Origin of the sequence: Lentilactobacillus rapi DSM 19907 = JCM 15042 (genome assembly GCF_001436255.1) — a bacterium.
Taxonomy (GTDB): Bacteria; Bacillota; Bacilli; order Lactobacillales; family Lactobacillaceae; genus Lentilactobacillus; species Lentilactobacillus rapi.
This window is the reverse complement of the sequence record NZ_AZEI01000062.1, coordinates 13,168-33,003: the sequence shown is the minus strand read 5'-3', so window position 1 is coordinate 33,003 and position 19,836 is coordinate 13,168. Positions and strand designations below refer to the sequence as shown.

General features: G+C 45.1%; 13 protein-coding genes and 1 pseudogene. 8 read left to right on the top strand and 6 right to left on the bottom strand.

Translation table 11 applies throughout. The features are described 5' to 3' along the window. Nucleotides 1–108 precede the first annotated feature (108 nt). The 4 genes from FD12_RS13895 to FD12_RS07270 all read right to left on the bottom strand — a co-directional run bounded on the left by FD12_RS13895 (nucleotide 109) and on the right by FD12_RS07270 (nucleotide 5,225). A complete protein-coding gene (locus tag FD12_RS13895) occupies nucleotides 109–261 on the bottom strand; it encodes a hypothetical protein (RefSeq protein WP_156404074.1) in 153 nt (50 codons plus the stop codon). Nucleotides 262–522: 261 nt separating this feature from the next. Beyond that, nucleotides 523–2,007, bottom strand: coding sequence for a glycosyltransferase (locus tag FD12_RS07280; RefSeq protein WP_054748266.1), 1,485 nt, complete (start codon nucleotides 2,005–2,007; stop codon nucleotides 523–525). Between the two features lie 22 nt (nucleotides 2,008–2,029). Continuing rightward, the gene (locus FD12_RS07275; RefSeq protein WP_056982378.1) at nucleotides 2,030–3,802 is read right to left on the bottom strand and encodes a MucBP domain-containing protein; all 1,773 of its coding nucleotides are present in this window, start codon (nucleotides 3,800–3,802) and stop codon (nucleotides 2,030–2,032) included. After that, the gene (locus FD12_RS07270) at nucleotides 3,777–5,225 is read right to left on the bottom strand and encodes a helix-turn-helix domain-containing protein (protein WP_146985931.1); all 1,449 of its coding nucleotides are present in this window, start codon (nucleotides 5,223–5,225) and stop codon (nucleotides 3,777–3,779) included. The genes FD12_RS07275 and FD12_RS07270 overlap by 26 nt, the downstream gene beginning before the upstream one ends. A gap of 753 nt (nucleotides 5,226–5,978) precedes the next feature. Between FD12_RS07270 and FD12_RS07265 the strand changes: the two genes are divergently transcribed. The 3 genes and pseudogenes from FD12_RS07265 (at nucleotide 5,979) to FD12_RS07255 (ending at nucleotide 10,051) form a co-directional block, all read left to right on the top strand. After that, entirely contained in the window at nucleotides 5,979–6,221 is a 243-nt protein-coding gene (locus FD12_RS07265; RefSeq protein ID WP_054748258.1) for a hypothetical protein, read from the top strand. A gap of 430 nt (nucleotides 6,222–6,651) precedes the next feature. Continuing rightward, a complete protein-coding gene (locus FD12_RS07260) occupies nucleotides 6,652–8,079 on the top strand; it encodes an APC family permease (protein ID WP_054748256.1) in 1,428 nt (475 codons plus the stop codon). 496 nt (nucleotides 8,080–8,575) lie between these two features. Next, nucleotides 8,576–10,051 (top strand): annotated as a pseudogene (locus FD12_RS07255) (NADP-dependent glyceraldehyde-3-phosphate dehydrogenase). Between the two features lie 139 nt (nucleotides 10,052–10,190). Here the strand turns inward: FD12_RS07255 and FD12_RS07250 are convergent. Both FD12_RS07250 and FD12_RS07245 read right to left on the bottom strand, forming a co-directional pair. Next, complete coding sequence (locus FD12_RS07250) at nucleotides 10,191–12,083, bottom strand: heavy metal translocating P-type ATPase (RefSeq protein WP_225427267.1); 1,893 nt, start codon at nucleotides 12,081–12,083, stop codon at nucleotides 10,191–10,193. Between the two features lie 56 nt (nucleotides 12,084–12,139). Then, on the bottom strand, nucleotides 12,140–12,955 hold the full coding sequence (locus FD12_RS07245; RefSeq protein ID WP_054748254.1) for an alpha/beta hydrolase: 816 nt from the start codon (nucleotides 12,953–12,955) through the stop codon (nucleotides 12,140–12,142). Nucleotides 12,956–13,268: 313 nt separating this feature from the next. Between FD12_RS07245 and allW the strand changes: the two genes are divergently transcribed. The 5 genes from allW to allD all read left to right on the top strand — a co-directional run bounded on the left by allW (nucleotide 13,269) and on the right by allD (nucleotide 19,827). Beyond that, nucleotides 13,269–14,747, top strand: a complete 1,479-nt coding sequence (gene allW / locus FD12_RS07240) for an allantoin permease (RefSeq protein ID WP_056982372.1) — start codon at nucleotides 13,269–13,271, stop codon at nucleotides 14,745–14,747. A gap of 75 nt (nucleotides 14,748–14,822) precedes the next feature. Further along, nucleotides 14,823–16,244: an allantoinase AllB gene (allB, locus tag FD12_RS07235; protein ID WP_056982370.1), complete on the top strand. Its 1,422-nt coding sequence runs from the start codon at nucleotides 14,823–14,825 to the stop codon at nucleotides 16,242–16,244. A 430-nt stretch (nucleotides 16,245–16,674) separates the two neighbouring features. Beyond that, nucleotides 16,675–17,922, top strand: a complete 1,248-nt coding sequence (allC, locus tag FD12_RS07230; protein WP_054748252.1) for an allantoate deiminase — start codon at nucleotides 16,675–16,677, stop codon at nucleotides 17,920–17,922. A gap of 28 nt (nucleotides 17,923–17,950) precedes the next feature. After that, complete coding sequence (gene allE / locus FD12_RS07225) at nucleotides 17,951–18,733, top strand: (S)-ureidoglycine aminohydrolase (RefSeq protein ID WP_054748251.1); 783 nt, start codon at nucleotides 17,951–17,953, stop codon at nucleotides 18,731–18,733. A 26-nt stretch (nucleotides 18,734–18,759) separates the two neighbouring features. After that, nucleotides 18,760–19,827 carry an ureidoglycolate dehydrogenase gene (gene allD / locus FD12_RS07220; RefSeq protein WP_056982368.1) on the top strand — a complete coding sequence of 356 codons (1,068 nt, stop codon included), beginning with the start codon at nucleotides 18,760–18,762 and terminating at the stop codon, nucleotides 19,825–19,827. The last annotated feature ends 9 nt before the right edge of the window (nucleotides 19,828–19,836 follow it).

Here is a 19,836-nt window from a genome sequence, read left to right as displayed (position 1 = left end):
TGGATAATTTGACTTCATTCGTTTAATCGCCGCTCCAATTCATCCGAGTTGGTAGCGCCTGGCAATGTTTTTTTGCCTTTAATATCATCAGCAATCTCTTGAATTGCCTTATTTTGTTCGACATTTGGCATTGAATAGTAACGAGGAAACGGTAGCCACTTGTGCTTTCACAAAGGCTGACAGCGTAATCTGATGTTTGGCTAATTCTGCAACTGCTTTTTGTTTGACATCATCATCAATTCTAACTTCAATTCTTGCCATAATAATCACCTCTACGCTGTATTGTACTACATATGACGTACACCAGTAATTAAATAGATGTTAATGTCTGGCGGTGTTTTTGCGTTCCGCAGGGATATCATGTTAATCGGATTAGTGTTGAGTTGTATCAAAGCCAGCAAAAAATAACCACCATAGCTGTGATCAGCAAGCGGTTATCAAATATCGTTAAATTATAGTTCTTTTATATAGGAAGTCCTGTTCACGCGGGGCTTCTTTTTTGTGCTTTAGGCGTGGCATCCGTCACTTTTCGTTGATCACTTGCAACCAATCCTGCTTGACGGCGTCTTCCGAAAATTTGTGCAGTGGAACCATTGCTTGCTCGCTATCTATTTTCAGCAGGTCGCGGTTCATCAAGAGGTGCTTGATGGTTTCAAACAGTGCCTTGGTGTCATCGGGCTTGATCAGCTGACCGTTGACGCCATTTTTGACCATTTCCGACGGACCATAGTTGATATCGTAACTGACAACCGGGCAGCCGTGACCGAGCGCTTCTAAAACGGCCATCGAAAAGCCCTCGTACTGGCTGGTTAGCACCAATAAGTCGGCGGTTTCATACACGGTGGTGAGATCCTGGACGTAACCGCAGAAATGGATAAAGGAGTCAGCGTGATTGTCGATAACCGAACGATGAAGCTGGTTGACGGTTGTCGGATCGCTGGTGGAATCCTCGTAGCCATAAATTTTGAGGTCAATGTAGGGAAAGATTTCGTGCAGCGACTGGGTAATATCAATAATGTGATCCAATTGTTTTAATTTGGTGACCCGAGCCACCGCAATAAGTTGGTAGGGTTTGCGTTTGCTAAAGTCAAAATGGGCATTGAATCGCTCATTTGGCAGGTAGCTGACGGGGACCGTGTAGGCCTTGGTGCCCGGAATTCGGGCATGGACGTCAGCGGCTTCGTTAATCGTTGATGAAATAATGCCAGTCAGTTTGTCAGTCATTGTTGAGATGATTTTGACGTACGGGTAAAATTTCCCGTTCCGTTGGGCGTTTTCAGTGAAGGTGGAATGAAGGATCACATAACGTTTGGCAGGCTGCTGCATTAACTTGAATGGCTTGACCGCAATGTCCTCACGGTCGCAATAGAAACGGGGGTCATCATCGGCGGCGGCCAGGCAATCCAAGAAGTAGGCCATCAACTGATCGAGGTCGTCGAATTGCAAGTGGCGGCCGTCGTGGGTCAGCATGATCAAGCTCAGGACGGGTTGGTTGTTCGCTCCGCCGTGATAGCGCAGGACAATCACCACTTGGCCAGACTGATCGTAATAGGCCCGGCTATTGAGCCGACCGTTGTCGTCGAAATATTCTGAGTAGGACAACCGGTTGCCTTCGTAAAAATCGCGGCGGTCAGTAAAGCCCCACTGATCGATGTAATCGACGTAATAGATTTCAGAGCCAGCCATCGTGATTTGGACCCGCACTTTGCCATCAACCCACGCCACATTGTCGTGGATCGGCAGATTGGTGAGCTGCTTGATCAAAGTAGTCGTGTCAGCGATGGGTTCTCCGCTTGGTTGACGCCCTTGAAAATACTGAAACAGGTTGATGACCCGACCCGCAATTCCCAATTTGCGCCAAGTCTCAGCAGCGTTTCTGACATGATTTTTGGTGACGATATAGGCTTGCTGACCCAGATCGTCAAATAAGTGCAGACGCTGGATTTCAGCGATTTCAATCGCGGAGGTGTAATCGTCAATTTGAGAAGTAATAAAATAATGGGTCATGAGTCACCATCCAATGTTAATTTTATGAGAAAGGTTCCCGCCAATTGGTTCTTTCCTTATCAGCGGTGCCAAAATTAATCGTGCCACTCAGCATGGCGAAGAATTGACCCAATTGGGTATGAGCGGGGTTGCCACCTGGCAGCTGTTTGACAATTTGATTCGGTTGAAGAACTGGATTGGTTATTTTGTCAGGATTGGGTTGTTGGATTTCTGACAGTTTAAGGTTGCTGGCTAATTCCGTCATTGGATTAGGGACGTTAACGTCCAGAACCGGCGTGATTCGCTTGACCTGGGCCTTTTGCGGCTTGGTTTTCAGTGATCGCCGAGTCGCTTGGGTCGTCGTTGCTTGCGTTGGTGCGGCAACTTTTGTCGGCAGGGTGTATTTGGCAATCAAGGTAAATGGATCTGCTCGGGTGATCGTTTTGACGGGGGCAACCGCAATCCCGGCTTCTGGAGCAATCACTGGTGTAGTGAGCACAGGGCTTGGTTTAACCGGTTGGGTCTGTCTGAAAGTCATTTTTGGAACCTCGATTAGCCGAGGTTGGTTAGTTTGAGGCTCACTGGTGACCGTTGGTGTGACAGTGTCCGGTTCGATGGTTGCTGGTTCTTGGTCATCCGTTGTGGGCGTCGTTGGTTGTGGATCAGGCGTCACGGGCTGGCTGGGTTCTGGATCAGGATTGACGGGCGTTACCGGGGTAACCGGCGTCACGGGTGTTTTCTTGTAGACATACTTCAAGATGAGCTGGCCCTTGTCATTGAGCAAGCCATAGTCAAACGAGCCGTCCCATTTGCCGGTCGAACTTGTTGGGGAACTTACCAACTGATAGCCAGCGAGGTCCGTCGAGTTGGTGGCCCAACTGCCACCATATTCCAGGCCAGCGTTATCGGCCGCACTCACTGGGATCGGGTCACCGATTTGGTTGCCGTCTTCGTCAGTGTTCACGATGTAAACGGGAATCGTCAGGATCTTGCCGTAGTTGGTGAAGGTATGATTTTTCGTCGTTAAATTAAAAGAAATATCGACGCCCTGATAATTTTTAAGCAGATAAATCCGGTTGTCATTGGTAAAATCTGTCAGGAGTTTTCTGAGGTTATCGAACAAAATAGTACCATCAGTCACATCAGTTGTCGGATCAATCAGCTCATTTTCAATGCTGTTGGTGAACCGATAACTCTTAACCAGCTGATAATCAGCTTGGTTGGCTGCGTTGAATTTAGTCAGATATTGATTGAGCAGGGTGTTCAACTCAGTGACCTTATCCTCAGTGATTGGGATTGAAACGTTGCTGTCGGGATTGGTGATGCCGTTGGCTGAGACAGTGGATTGGTTCGCTGCAGACGTTGCTGCACTGGTTGAGCTGCTTGATTGATCTGAAGCGGCCGAACTAGCTGTAGTTGCTGTCGAAGCCGAGGTAGCGTTCCCTTGGGCTGATGAATTCGCTTGCTGAGAGGCCGGTTGAGCTGGACTGCTTGTGCTGGCAGCCATCGACTGAGTTGTCGGCGTTGCACTGGTTGCCGCCGTTTCGACGTTGGTGGAATCCGAGTCGACAGTTGCCGTTGGGGTTGCGGTTGAGTCCGTTGCCGCATCAGTGTTGGTGGAACTGACAGCAGCTGTACTTTGAGTAGTATCAGGGCTTTGAGAAGTTGTCGAAGCAGCGGCATCTCCTGTCGTTTGAGGTGTGGTTGAGAAGTCATCGGCTGAAACGTTGATTGATGTTGCGGTGATGACGCTCCAAAACAGGGGAATCATCCCCAGCCAAACGACTTTTTTATAAGTGTGTATTTGGTGTTCCATCGTCAGGATCCTCCCTGGATAATGGTGAACTTTGATCTGCCAGGCTCTTCACTTTATCCTGTTTAAGACGGACAATGTTGTCCCCGAGGTCGGCCCAATCATCAGGTGAAGGTGGGTCACGCCAAATGGTTTGGGATTTGGTAACGCTCGTGGAATAGAAGTCTGATAAATAGATATCGGTCGTTCTGGAAAGGTTGGATTCAATGACAATGTTGGCATTTGCGAAGCCTTCCAGCGTGCTGATAATGTAGTTGTTATAAATGCTGCCTTGAGAAAAATCGACACAGATATGAACCTTGTCCAGCAGTAAATCTTTTGGAATAGTCGTAATGAACGCAAACATATAGTCAAAATAAAGGTTGGCAGATTCGCGCTTGTTGAGGCTCATAATTTTCTTGGTTTTGATATATTCGATGTAATGATTGATAATTGTATGGAAAATTGGATAGGTTTGCTGGAAAAAGCTGACTTGCTCCAAGGAAATGAATGTGGTTGGCTCAATGTATAACGTGATGAACCGCAAATGGATGCAGGTGAGCGCGGTATATAAATCGGTTGGATCAAACTTGGTTGGGTCGTTGAGCATCCCCACTGTTCGGACTTGATCAACCAGATCGTTGGTGAGCTTGTAGGCCAAGGGATAATCATCCTTGGTTAACACCCGCTGGATGCCGTTGACGTATTCCTGGGTCAACAGAAAAGTATACAGATAGTTCAGTTCTTCTTTTTTGATGTCAACGTTAAATTGCTCATGAATGAACGCTTGAATGCTGGTGAGCTTTTCCATCACATCAGGTTGGACGTTGTCTTGTGAAATTAGTTTGTCAGTGATGTCATTGCCATTTTGCATTCGGAGAATCCAGATTTTGAGGAAGATCTCCAATTTGCTTTTTTGAATCGGCTTGAGAATAAATGAGAATTGAGCCTGAATCCGAATAATGAGGTTATTGATTTTGACATTCATGTCTTCAAACGGACTGTCGATGCCATTAAACGCCGTGTAGAAAAACTCAAAAATGTGCAGTCTGAGAACATATTCAGGATTTTTAATGATGTTCGGCGAGTGATAAAAGTCGGAATCCTTTAAAATTTGTTTGAGTTCAACGCCTGATGCATAGAATTTGGTTTTACTAATAAAATTTTGCTTCATGAAGGTCGCTTTGGACAAGGTCTTGGATTGTAAGAAATTGTATTGGAACAAAGCAAAAAGAACGGACCGCTTGAGATACAAGAGACGCATCTCGTTCATGACCGTTGTGGTAATATTTTCGCCTTTCAAGACATTTTTATCGGGTGAGGTAATTTGGGGACTTTTGGTATAGTGAACCTGCGAGAGGTCATTGTTAATTGTTGTGAGCAGTTGGTTAAGCTTGTATTCTGATATCGGCAGAGTATCGAGAATTGACGACACTGTGACAATCATATTTCTTCGGACGAAGAATTTCTGCAGCAGTGAAAAAGCCAACTGATCATTTTTTTCGAAGAATAATGTGTAGTCCGTAACAACCCACCCCTGTTCCTGTCAATTGAGTTTGTGAAATGCGTGAGATTTCACAATGAAATGATACAAAGGGGTAATCACAAATCTTTGTAATCATAAACCCTAGCAACTAAATTATCATCTAATTAATAAGGTAGGTCAAATTAGTTCTAGACCTTACAGGAATGGATTCATCCCTTGATATATAAGCGGTTGAGCATTTTTTACAAAACAACATTGTTAAAGGCGTTTCCAGACTTTTTGGGTTTTGAAAGAAAGATTAGGAATAATATTTTTGGACATTTTTTAGTATCAATTTGGAAAAATGAAGTAAACGATTCCGATTCGGTTCAATTAATCGCAATTGTGATGATCATTGAATTGATAAAATGTCCCAAATACCTTGATATGAAGCGGACTAGAGGCTATAACCGTGATTGTATTCTAACATACATCCCTTAATAACAAGTAATAATTACTATAAGGATTTTGGCCTAGAACGAAACACTTTTCAAATTTGGGCTTAACAGGCCGCTTTGCTTATAATGAAAGTATATTTAAGGCCAGCTTCGTTAAGCAGGAACTGAGCATAAGTGGCCCAATCATCAATCTCCAAAATCGGGATTTGTGATTCGGGACACTTTTAGCCCGCTTTTGGCTCCTTAGCGATGCTCACACTTTTTTGGAGGGGATTTTATGGATTACGATTTGATTGATCTTGGGGGATTCACTCGCAAGAACACCAAAATATTACTGGATACGCCAGATATTCAACGGACCAGAAGTGAATTCGACCATCGCTTGATTTTGATTACCGAAGTGGATAAGAAGAACAAGCAGATTAAGGTCAGCTCAAATTTTCAGTGGGAACAGATTGGCAAGAAGTGGCGGCCAAATGTGTCGTTACATAATGATAACTTTGAGGATGAGCGTGCCTAGCAAAGCGCTTAAATAGAAGCCAGCACCTAAGTCTCCGCCAACAGAAATCCTGGTTTTGAGGATTCTTGGTTGTCGGCTTCTGCTTTGCGGAGCACCACTTGGCTAGCTAGTGGCGACCAAATATATCCAAACTATTGCTGTTTTCACAATATATTCAAGAACAGGCACGACCAAATCCGAGAAGGGAAGCCTTCCCGAGTTAGGTCGCGCCTGTTGTTGGTATCGACATTAATAGATGTTTGCGTTAACTGGGTGCTTGGTCACGCGATCGTGGATGTGGTGACCGATTTTGTGAGCAACGGTCGCTCGGCTTCCATACTAGTATATCGACTGATTCCCAGTGTTACCGCTTTTATAGCTGGCAATCCTCTGTTAAAATAGCGGTGCAACATTTATTCGCAATTTATTGGTCATGATGGAGGACTCATTCATGGATGGATCTTTGAAACGCAATATTAGTTTTTTTGGTTTGGTATCACTTGGTGCCGGCGGGGTTATTGGGAGTAGCTGGATCTACACCAACAGCCAATTTTTCAAAGTTTACGGTGCTGGTGGTGAAATCTTTGGCTTACTGGTTGCGTCTGCTTTGGCCGTATTGGTATCACTTTCGTTTGCCGAATTGTCGACCATCTTTTCCCGTTCCGGCGGTGAAGTGGTGTATGGGTATGCAGCCTTTGGTAAGAAAGGAGCGTTGTTTGCCGGCTGGGCGCTCCTTGGGGCATACCTGAGCATCTTGGCGTTCTTTGTGACAGCGTCCAGTTTACTGATTTCAACGATTTTCCCGCAAATTGCAGTGGGACCCTATTATACATTTGCCGGTGTGCGGGTGCATTTAACTGAACTGGCGATTGGGGTTGGCTTTACGCTGCTCATTTTCCTGGTCAATTATTTGGGGGCTCGATTGACCGGACACGTGCAAATTATTTTGTTCCTATTGTTGGTGGTGTTGGGTTTATCGCTGGTTGTCGTGGGCTTTGTCCGCGGGAGTGTCAGCAATTTCATGCCCGCATTTTCAAATGGGCAGAATAAAGTGTCTTCGGTATTCCGATTTATTTTACCGGCGATGACCTTTCTAACCGGCTGGGAGTCGGTCGCCGTGATGGCTGAGGAGACAAACATTCCCCGCAGACGGATCGGTTTAGTGGTCGTTTTATCAATCGTGATTGCGGCGATCTATTACTGTTCGGTGCTCCTTTCTTCGGCGTGGGTCTACCCGTGGGAAAAGACGGCCAATATGCAAATGGGCACCATTGACGCATTCAAAGCGGCTGGCTTTCCAATCCTGAGCATCTTTGCCTACATGATTTCATTCTTGGGATTGGCGACCAGCTTCTTGTCGTTATTTGCAGCGGCGCCAAGATTGATTTTCTCTTTGGCTCGGGGGAATATCCTCCCCAAGGCATTTGCTAAGGTTCATCCAAAGTACGGAACCCCGACAAATGCTTTGTGGTTAGTGCTGGCATTGGTTTTGGGTGTCGGCTGGTTAGGTAAAGGTGCCCTGGTTTATTTCCTTGATATGGGCGGCTTCCTAATTGCGCTGGCTTGGTCATTCAGTACCTTTTGTTTGCTCAAGATTCGCCGAAAATACCCGAAATTAAAGGGCGGCTTTCGCAATCAGCATTTAGTGGCACCAACAATTGGTGGGGTCGTCGCGCTGGGAGTGGCCTTATTGACGCTGGTTCCTGGGACGCCAGTTTCATTGGTTTGGCCGGCTGAATACGTGATCCTCGCGATCTGGGTGGTCTTTGGCTTGGCCAGCTACCTGATCAAGCGCAAGGATAAGACCGTGTCGAGCGACTTTTTGGGAAAGCGCTTTGAGTCGATTATTGATGAGAAGGTTGATGATCGAAAATCGTGAGCGGCAACCCAATGCCCTCGTATTGAAGTGCTGATTGAATAGTGTTAATTCCAATATAACTGGCTCAGGTAAAAATCAATTTGCCTGAGCCTTTTTAATTACGCCACAAATGGTCATAACAGGCTAATCGTTTCTCGGAAGCATCGATTCGACTTCAAGATCAAAATCAAAACGAGTTTTCAAACAATGAAAGAACGTGAAATTAATCAGAAGGGAGTTTTCATAAAAATAAGTAAAATAAAGTAAAAATCATCATTTGGATTCACCAGGCCTATCTAAATTGATATATCAGTCACTTGTCACGATCCGATATCAATCAAGGCTTTACGAAAATTAATGATCCCCATAGCAGCAACATTGTAACCGATATCACTTGAAATAAATGTGAAAACTATTGGAAGTTAATGAAAAAATATTGTAAAATCTATTTTAATGAACATAATTCACTTTCATAATTAAGAAGCATGAAGGCGGATTTTGATGTCATCAATATTGAATGACGGAGAGGAGAATTGATTTGGATAGCGTAAAAAATGAAGTTAAAACTTATCCAGCTTACCTCACAGGAGAATGGCGAGAGAGTAATTCTCAAAAAACAATTGCGATTAAGTCACCTTGGAAACATGAGGTGATCGGCAACGTGCAGGCCGTCACTCAGCCAGAAGTTGATGAGAGTATTCAAGCAGCTAAAGAAGCCCAACGTTCATGGGCTAAGCTCTCACTCGGCGACCGCGGTCAGTATCTCAACCGTTGGGCGGATGAACTCGAAGAAGCAAAGGACGATATTGCAACTTCATTAATGAATGAAGTTGGTAAAAATTTCAAGAGTGCTGAAGGTGAAGTTCAACGGACTATTGATTTAGTTCGTTACACCGTTCAAGAAGCATTGCATATGCATGGCCAAAGTGTTCGTGGCGACGGCTTTCCCGGCGGTTCCAAAAATAAATTAGGAATCATTGAACGAGTACCACTTGGAGTTGTGCTTGCAATTTCACCATTCAATTACCCCGTTAATTTAGCAGCGTCTAAAATTGCGCCTGCTTTAATGGCTGGTAACGCCGTTATTTTCAAGCCGGCAACTCAGGGTTCCATTACTGGCATTAAGATGATTCAGGCATTGGATCGGGCTGGTTTTCCTAAGGGCATTTTAAGCTTGATAACGGGTCATGGCTCTGAAATCGGTGATTATTTAACCGAACATCCAGGCATTAATATGATTAGTTTTACCGGCAGTACCCAAACCGGTAAGCATTTGTCACAGAAATCAATTATGATTCCGTTGGTCCTTGAATTAGGTGGTAAGGATCCAGCAATCGTGTGCGACGATGCGGATTTGGATAAGACGGCTGATAACATTGTCAAAGGTGCTTATTCATATTCAGGTCAACGTTGTACCGCTGTTAAACGGGTGCTGGTTGACGACAAAGTTGCTGATGAACTTGTTGCCAAGTTAAAATAAAAGGTCGAAAACCTGTCAGTTGGCTCACCAGTTAACGACAGTGCGATCGTCCCATTGATTGATGATAAGGCTGCTGACTTTGTTCAGGGATTGATTGATGATGCCTTGGATAAAGGGGCCACTTTAGTCAGTGGTAACAAACGGGATGGCAATTTACTTCAACCAACGTTGCTGGACAATGTGACCGAGGACATGGATATTGCCTGGATTGAACCATTTGGCCCAGTATTACCAGTTATCCGAGTTCACTCAGTTGATCAAGCGGTTGAAATTGCCAACAAATCAAATTTTGGTTTGCAGGCCAGCGTCTTCACCCAAGATATTGACAAAGCGCTTGAAATTGCTGGGGCCGTTGAAGTTGGGACCGTCCAAGTTAATGGTCGGCCACAACGGGGACCTGATAACTTCCCATTCTTAGGTGTTAAAGCCTCAGGAATGGGGACCCAGGGTGTCCACAACAGTATTCTTTCAATGTCACGAGAGAAATTAACCGTTATTAATTTAAAACCATAACCAAAGAATTCCACATAGAGATAGATTGATGTTTCATGTGAAACACAAAGAGAAACCACAATGGTAACGCATCATTAGCTGAGAAGTTAATGATCCATTACAACACATTGTGGTTTCTTTTTTTATCTTTTATCAAAAATTAGGTGAGGGTCTGGAGTCGCAATGCGTTCATCACGGCCAGTAATGTGACGCCAACATCTGCGAACACGGCTTCCCACATGCCGGCAATTCCCAACGCTCCAAGAATTAAGCAAATGCCTTTAACAATGAGTGCAAAAATAATGTTTTCCCAAACAATGGTTTTGGTTCGCTTGGAAATATCGATCGCTTTGACAATCTTGGTGGGTTGATCCGTCATGATGACGATGTCAGAAGCTTCGATTGCGGCGTCAGAGCCAAGGCCACCCATGGCGATGCCGACATCTGCCCGGGCTAAGACGGGTGAATCATTAATCCCGTCGCCAACAAAGCCAACACAGTGCTTGTTCTGATGGGCGTCTTGTATCAATGAATCAACAACTTTAACCTTATCTCCCGGGAGCAGCTCAGCTTGAACTTCGTCAATTCCAAGCTGTTTGCCAATTTGGGCTGCAATTTGGTGGTTGTCGCCGGTCAACATCACCGTTCTTTTGATGCCGTGTTGTTTAAGTTGGCTAATTGCCTGCTTGGAATCGGGCTTTGGTTGATCGGTAACTGAAATTGAACCGGCGTATTGACCATCAATTGCGACAAATACGGTGGTGACCTGCTGGTCGTTCTTTAGCTTGATGCCCACCTGCTTGAGGGCTTTGGCGTTGCCGACCGTCACGTTTTGGTGGTTAACGGTGGCTGTGATCCCAAAACCCGGCTTTTCAGCCACATTCGTTACTGGATATTGTTGGAGGTCACCATGATAAGCTGCAACGATTGATTGCGCAACGGGGTGGGTGGAATGCTGCTCGACAATCGCGGCGTAAGTCAGCAGGTCATCGCGGGTAAATTCGGGTGCTGGCGTGATTTGATCAATTGAAAAGTGACCAACCGTTAAGGTGCCGGTTTTATCGAAAACAACGGTATCTAGGCGATGAAGGACTTCCAAGAAATTGCTGCCTTTAACCAAAATCCCCTGCTTTGAAGCGGCCCCGATGCCGCCAAAGAAGCTGAGCGGCACTGAAATAACCAACGCACACGGACAGCTAATGACTAAAAAGACCAATGCACGGTTGACCCAGGTGACGAGGGGTTCATTAAAAAATAGGGGTGGGACGATTGCTAAGATAATGGCCGCCAGCACAACTAATGGTGTATAAACCTTCGCAAATCGTTTGATGAATTTTTCAGTCGGCGTCTTTTTGCTGCTGGCGTTTTCAACCATATCTAAAATTCGAGCGACCGTGGAGTCCTCGTATGGCTTAGTGACCAGGACCTCGATTGCATTGAATAGATTAATTGCTCCACTCAAGATTTCATCGTTCACGTTTAGGTCGTTAGGTACGGATTCACCGGTCAAAGCCGACATATCAACGGTTGCAGTCTCACTCGCAAGTTTGCCGTCCAATGGCACTCGTTCTCCTGGCCGGACCACGATGGTGCGGCCGGGAGAGACAGCTTCCAACTTGACCGGTTGAATGCCAGCCGCGACTTTTACGTTTGCCGTTTGGGCTTTGAGCTTGACTAATGATGAAATGGACCGTTGGGATTGACTAATGGCAGCATCTTCAAACAACTCCCCAATTTCGTAGAACAAGATCACCGCGACGGCTTCAGGATATTCGCCGAGAACCAAGGCACCGATCGTGGCAATTGTCATTAAGACGTTTTCGTCAAAGAATTCTCCGTGAAACATATTGCGAACCGATTCAAGGATGATTGGATAACTAACAATGCCGTAAGCCACTAAGTAGAGCAGCACGGAAAGCCGCAAATTTGAAATCAAAATTGCAGTTAATGTCAAAATAGCCGAGCCGACAATGGCGGTCACGCGGCCCTTTTGGTGGAAGATATTTTGTAAAATTTGGCGCTTTTGAGTCTGCTTAGCTGTAATTCTCATCATAATCACCATCAATTGATAGACGCAATGTCGTCGAAACAGCTGTGAAATCGATTGTGTTAAGAAATGAAGTCAATGATCTGATCATAGTAGGCTAGATTGTTAGCCGTCACTTCCCGGTCAAAGTCATGTTCTTGACTTGGAACCGGCACTAAGGTTGCCGCAGTCATGATTGCCGCGGCGTTTTGAGCCGCAGTAAATGGCACATCCGGATCATCGGTGCTGTGGAGCATGATGGTCTTAGGCAGTTGGTTCAACGCTTCAGCTGTCAAGGAATAGGCTGGAATGGTCTGCTGAGTTGGCAGGACCATGCTCATCCAAGTGCCAAATTGGCGGGCAGATACATAAATTGGATAACGATCCTTCATTTCCCCGGCTGAGATTGGGGTGGCACCCACTTGAGCTTGGGCAGCCATTGGCAGGACCTTTGGAAATTGATTGTAGTAGGGCGCCGGCAGGTGGAATTCGGGATAATCCAGTCGAGAGTATCCGTATAAATCAATTAAGGCATTGGCTTTCAGCCCATCGCGAATTAAGAGGTAGGCTAGGTAAGCCCCTGCCGACCGGCCCATTAATACCAAGTCATCATTCATCAGCGATTGGGCTTTTAACTGGTTAATGGATCGGTTCAAGACAGTCAAGATTACGTCTAGCTTGGATTCCGGTGCCAGCAGGTAATCGAGGGTCACAAAGGGATGCCCGGCGGCGACAAATTTTTCGATATAGTCGGTAGGTAAGTCATTACGGTTGCCGAATATTAATCCACCGCCATGGAGATATAAGATGGGGCTTTGATTGTTGGCGGTACCGTGATAGATCGTTGCTTTAATTGAAGCCGTTTCATATTGGTCTAGTTCAATCGTCTGAATTTCCACTTTGCATGCCACCTTTCAAAGGATCTCTTACTGGTCATTCTAACAAATCTAAAAAATGTTATGAGACAAACCAAATTATTAAATTGTCCAATCTGAACAATGCAGCCAACAAAGAAAACGCTTACAATAATAATTGATAAATGACAGAATCATTTTGCTTGTACTAGTTCCACAAGTTCATATATGAACAAGAACAACGATCTGCGCAGATTGGTCTATCTATTTTTAACTAGTAATTGCCGAGGAAGTTGTTTATCTAAACTGATTCCTTTAACAAAGGTGGTCGACTGGCTATATGTAAGGGGTTTTGAAGGTGAAAAGAGACGATTTCGAAGTAACTGAAAACCAAATAACCGAGTATAAAAAGCGCGGTTATAATGATGATTTACTTCCCAAGACCAAAGATAAACGCAACATGGGAGCGGGGAATTACTTCACGTTATGGATGGGATCCATTCATAATATTCCCAACTATGCCGCGGTCGGGGGCTTCCTATTCTTGGGATTGTCACCGCTGAACGTCATGATTGCCCTGTTCCTAAGCGCATTTTTCGTATCAGCGTTCATGTCCCTGAACGGGATTGTGGGGTCAAAGTACGGGATTCCGTTTGCGATGCATCTCCGATCAGCCTACGGAAACTTTGGTGCTAAACTCCCAGGGTTCCTGCGGGGATGCGTCGCTGCTATCGCCTGGTTTGGATTGCAGACGTACACCGGTTCACTTGCATTATTGATTATGATTGGTAAAATTTGGCCAGGGTTCTTACATCTTGGTGGTTCGGTCAAAATTTTAGGGATTGGCATTCCAGGATTGATTTCCTTTACCATTTTCTGGATTTTGAACGTACTCGTTGGAATTGGCGGCGGGGGCATTTTGAACAAGTTTACCGCCATCTTAAGCCCACTGATTTATGTTGTATTCGGTGGCATGGCTATTTGGGCAATTTCAGCTGCCGGCGGTTTGGGACCGATTCTTTCCTACCGGCTGTCAGCGACCGCTCACGTCAATCCAATTCTGGTTTACTTTATCATTTTCAACTCAGTATTAGCCGTTTGGGCAGCGCCAGGGACGAGTGTTTCTGACTTTACTCAAAATGCCAAATCTACCCGCGCCCAAGTGGTGGGCCAAACGTTGGGATTATCACTGGGATATTTAATCTTTGCCTTTTCCAGTGTGGTGATTCTGATTGGCGGTTCGATTCATTATCACATTGAAGAATGGAATGTGTTAAATATCATCGAACGATGGGACAATTTTCCAGCCGTCATTATTTCAATGGCCGTCTTCTTACTGACAACGATCTCAACCAATGCCACTGGAAATATCATTCCAGCAGGTTACCAGCTAACGGCGCTGTTCCCCAAGCGACTTCATTACAAGAGTGGGGTATTAATTGCTTCACTGATTAGTTTCTTGATCATGCCGTGGAAGTTGATGGAAAATTCAGATAGTATCTTCGTTTTCCTAAACTCAATCGGGGCAGTTTTGGGACCCGTTGCCGGAGTGATGATTGCCAACTACTTCTTCATTCACAAACGGCACGAAGACTTGGACGATTTGTATATGGATTTGGATACCAACAATAAGGATGTTTTGTATCACGGAATCAACCGGGAGGCCTACGTTGCCACAATCCTGGCGTTGCTGCTGTCACTTAGCGGTCAATTTATTCCGGCATTATCTGGGATTTCAGACGTTTCATGGTTTGTTGGCTTTGGTTCAGCATTCATTATTTACCTCGCATTGAAACGGCTGGTGCCCAAGAAAGCTTTAGAAACGATTGATGATTAGAACGTGCGTTGCCTACTGCAAAGTTGGATAGAGCTGGGGTCTTGAACCTCAGTCAGTCTCGAAGGAGGAAACAACATGAGTCATGAATTGGTTATTAAGAACGGATTAGTTATTTTAGAAGACGGTGGTGTCAAGACAGACGTTGCCGTTGATAATGGTAAGATTACTGCAATTGGCGCAGATCTTGATGGCGACAAAGTCATTGATGCCAAGGGATTAGTTGTGAGCCCGGGGATGGTTGATGCCCACGTTCACATTACCCCAATGGGCGGTGGCTATCGTGATGAATGGGAAGGATACGTTACCGGAACGGCTGCTTGTGCCAAGGGTGGAGTAACCTCATTCATGGAAATGCCATTGAATCAGGTTCCAGCTACCGTGGATAAGAAGAGTATCGAACTAAAATATCAGACTGGTAAAAATCAATTGAAGGTTGATGTTGCTTCCTTCGGCGGATTGGTACCATACAATTTGGACGGCGGCATCCAAGAATTGGATGAAGAAGGCGTTTCAGGCTACAAGTGCTTCCTAGCAACTTGTGGTGACCGTTCAATCGACGGCGATTTCCAAAACGTGGATGATTATTCCTTATATGAAGGGATGAAGCAAGTTGCCAAAACCGGTAAAGTGCTGGCAATCCACGCAGAAAATGCTGCGATTACCGATAAACTGGGTGAAATCGCTAAAGCTGAAGGCAAAACGACGTTAGCAGATTATGTGGACACCCGCCCAGCATTTACAGAAGTTGAAGCTATTCGCAAGGCAATCTTCATGGCAAAACAAACCGGCTGTCGAATTCATATCTGTCACGTTGCTTGTAAAGAAGGCGTTGACGAAGTGATCAAGGCTAGAGCTGAAGGTGTCGATGTTACATGTGAAACATGTGTCCACTACCTCTACTTCACAAAGGATCAATTGGATGCCATTGGCCCAGTTGTTAAATGTTCACCACCAATTCGTGAACAAGCGCAGCAAGATGCCCTTTGGCAAAGAGTTGAATCAGGCGGCATTAGTTTTGTCACTTCTGATCACTCACCATGTACGCCAGATTTGAAGGATACCGACAACGCCTTTGAAGCATGGGGTGGAATCGCCGGCGTTCAAAACGACGTTGACGTGATGTTCGATGAAGCCGTTCAAAAACGGGGCATGTCACTGAAGCAATTTGGTGAGATCATTGGTTCAAATCCAGCAGATCGTTATCATTTGGATCAAAAGGGCCGTATCAGTGTTGGTAAAGATGCTGACTTTGCACTTATCAAACCAAATGCCCCTTACACTTTGGAAGCAGATGAATTAGAATATCGTAACAAGATCAGCCCATACATTGGCAAGAAGATTGGTGCTCAAGTGGTTCAAACTATTTTGAGAGGCCAAACAATTTATAGCCAAGACCAAGGTGTGATCAAGGAATTCCCAGGTCAATTTATCAAGAATGGCCCCAAGTCTGTAGATGAAAAGCAGGCTGATAAGGCTCATAAAGCTGTGCTAAATTAACTTGCCCAGGTAACTGAATGAACGTATTGATCATTAAGCGGTCCTCATTAATCCAATTTTGGATATAATGGGGGCCGCTTTTTGACTGGTCTCAGACGACCGATTTTCAGTTACTGATTCTTTTGTAGGTAATGCACTAAAATCCGATATATTTATGCAATATAGACAACGGCATTCGTTTTGAAAACGATTACACTAAAGATAACAAATGAGCTTGGATGTCAGTGAGCTGGGATTGGATTTTCTGGCAATCCGGCTTCGTTAAGAAAATGATTTTGGAGGTGATGGCCTGTTTTGGATCATAAGATCGGTTGGTTATTTTGAACAGGAACCGACAAATCCGTTCATAGATTTAGCCAAAGTAACCAATGATGTCTGTCATGAAAGCGCATACAATATATTTGTAACGTAATACAAGGAGGGCTATATCATGACAACCGATAAGACAGTGAATTCAGAAATTGCTAAGAATGTTGATGAAAGACTCAAAGCTTTATCTTCTATTGGAAGTGACCCAACCGGTGGGATGACCCGATTACTCTATACCGATTCCTGGCTGCAGGCACAAAAGTATGTGAAACAGCAAATGGAATCGTTTGGGATGACCACTCAATTTGATGAAGTTGGGAACTTGTTCGGTCGCATCGAAGGAACTGATTTGCCAGATGAAACGATTATGTCAGGTTCTCATATTGATACGGTTGTGAACGGTGGCAAGCTTGACGGCCAATTTGGCGTTGTTGCATCGCTGACCGCGGCTCAATATCTGCTTGAAAAGTATGGTCAACCACGCCGTGCTCTTGAAGTCATTTCGATGGCCGAAGAAGAAGGCAGCCGCTTCCCAATGGCATTCTGGGGAAGTAAAAATTTTGTCGGGGTTGCCAATGATGATGAAGTCAAAGACATTGCGGACGCTGAAGGTAACAAGTTTGTCGATGAAATGCATCGCCAAGGATTTGACTTTAAGCCTAAGCAAACGCGTCGAGATGATATCAAAGCCTTCGTTGAAGAGCATATTGAGCAAGGTGACATTCTAGAGCACGAGCATGAACAAATTGGGATCGTTAATAACATTGCTGGCCAACGCCGTTACAACATTACGCTGAAAGGCGAGGCCAACCATGCCGGCACCACGCCACTTAGTTATCGTCACGACGCAGTTTATGGGATGTCCAAGATCATTTCAAAGGCTTTGGATCGTGCTCATGAAATTGGGGATCCATTGGTTCTCACGTTTGGGAAGGTTGCGGTCAAGCCAAACACCGTTAACGTGGTTCCGGGCGAAGTTTTGTTCACGATGGACTGCCGCCATACGGATGCTGAATTCCTGGTTAACTTCACTCAAGAATTAGAAGAAATGATGAAGGCAACCGCGAAGGAACAAGGGCTTGGGATTGACATTGATTTGTGGATGGATGAAGCTCCCGTTCCATTGAACGATGAGATTGTGGCGACAATCGAAAAAGAAGCCAAAGCTGAAGGCTACAAATATCGCATCATGCACAGTGGTGCCGGTCATGATTCACAAGTTATCGCACCATTCTATCCAACGGCAATGATCTTTGTGCCAAGTATTGACGGGATTAGTCATAATCCGGCAGAAGATACACCATTTGAAGACTTAGTGACCGGTGTTCAATTATTAGCCGATACATTATATCAATTAGCCTATAAATAAGTTTTATTAGAAAATGGGAGGATTTATCATGGGATATAAAAACGACAGAACAGGGTACCAAAAGACTTTATTAGCATCACGGGCAGTTATTAAGAAAGACAGTTTCGCAATCATTCCTCACGATGGCTTGGTTAAGAATACCATTCCTGGATTTGAGAACGTGGACGTTTCGATTCTGGGATCACCAAGAATTGGTGCCGGATTTGTCGACTATATTGCGACTTTCCAAAAGGGTGGCAAACACACTGGCTTCGGCGGTGATGGCATTGAAACAGTTGCCTACGTTGTAAAGGGAAAATTAAAAGTAACCGATGGCAAGGAAGAAGACGTCTTGGAAACTGGCGGTTACGCTTATTATCCAGCTGGCGTCAAAATGATGATGGAAAACGCTCAAGATGAACCAACCGAGGTCTTCCTCTACAAGAAACGTTATCAGCCACTTGAAGGCTACGAAGCCCACAAGGTCGTTGGCAATACCAAGGATCAAAAGCCGGAAGAATATGAAGGCATGAAAGATGTGTTGCTCTGGGACTTCCTGCCAAAAGAACTTGGCTTCGATATGAACGTTCACATTTTGTCATTTGAACCAGGCGCAAGCCACGGCTACATCGAGACTCATTTTCAGGAGCACGGTGCCTATCTGATTTCTGGCGAAGGCATGTATAACTTGGACAACGATTGGTACCCCGTTGAAAAGGGCGATTACTTATTCATGGCTTCTTATGTACCACAAGCCGCCTACGCAGTTGGCCGGGGTGAACCATTAGCTTACGTCTACTCAAAAGATGCCAACCGAGATCCTGAAATCTAAATCACAACTAAGCGAGGAGACTTATCATGCAAGAAACAGCCGGGACCACATTAGTTGATGCAGCAGAATTACAAGAATTAATGAAACGTAAATTTATGAAGGCCGGGCTAAAAGAAGCTCATGCCGAAGAAACTGCCCGACACTTAACTTATGCAGACGCCTGTGGGATTCACTCCCATGGAACTGTCAGGGTTGCCTATTACGCAGAACGAATTGCTAAAGGCGGCGTTAACCTCGATCCAAACATCGTTTTCAAGCCAACGAGCGATTCAACCGGCGTGGTTGATTGTGATAACGGCATGGGCCAATACGTTTGCAACGTTGCGCTAGATTATGCCATTGATATGGCTAAGAAGAGCGGTTCGGCAATCGTTGGTGTTGCCAGAACAGGTCACAGTGGGATGCTTTCATATTATGTTAAACGGGCAGCTGAAGAAGGTTTGGCTGCAATCGCCATGTGCCAATCGGATCCAATGGTGGTGCCATTTGGTGGCAGTGAAACCTACTTTGGAACCAACCCGTTTGCCTTTTCCGCACCAACCAATGGTGAAAAGCCGCTTGTGTTCGATATGGCAACCACGGTGCAAGCTTGGGGCAAGGTGCTGGATGCGCGTTCCAAGAACCGCTCAATTCCGGATACCTGGGCAGTGGATGCTGAAGGTAATCCAACCACCAATCCTCATGATGTACGGGCATTATTGCCAATCGCCGGGCCTAAAGGTTATGGTTTGATGATGATGATCGATGTCTTGTCAGGCTCGCTGTTGGGATTACCATTTGGCAAGCACGTTTCCTCAATGTATCATGATCTGACTGAAAAACGGAACTTGGGTCAAATGTATATTTTAATGGATCCAGCTAAGTTTACTGATCCAGAAGCGTTTAAGAAACGGGTTTCGCAAATGATCGATGAACTGCATTCGATGCCACCTGCTAAAGGCTATGACCAAGTCTATCTACCTGGAGAAAGAAGCCAGATTAGATACGCAAAAGCAATGAAGAATGGCATTGAAGTTGCCACTGATATTTATGAGTATTTGAAGAGTGACGTAGTTCATTTGGATGAATACGATGGTAAAGGTGCCTTCGCTTAGGAAAGGAAG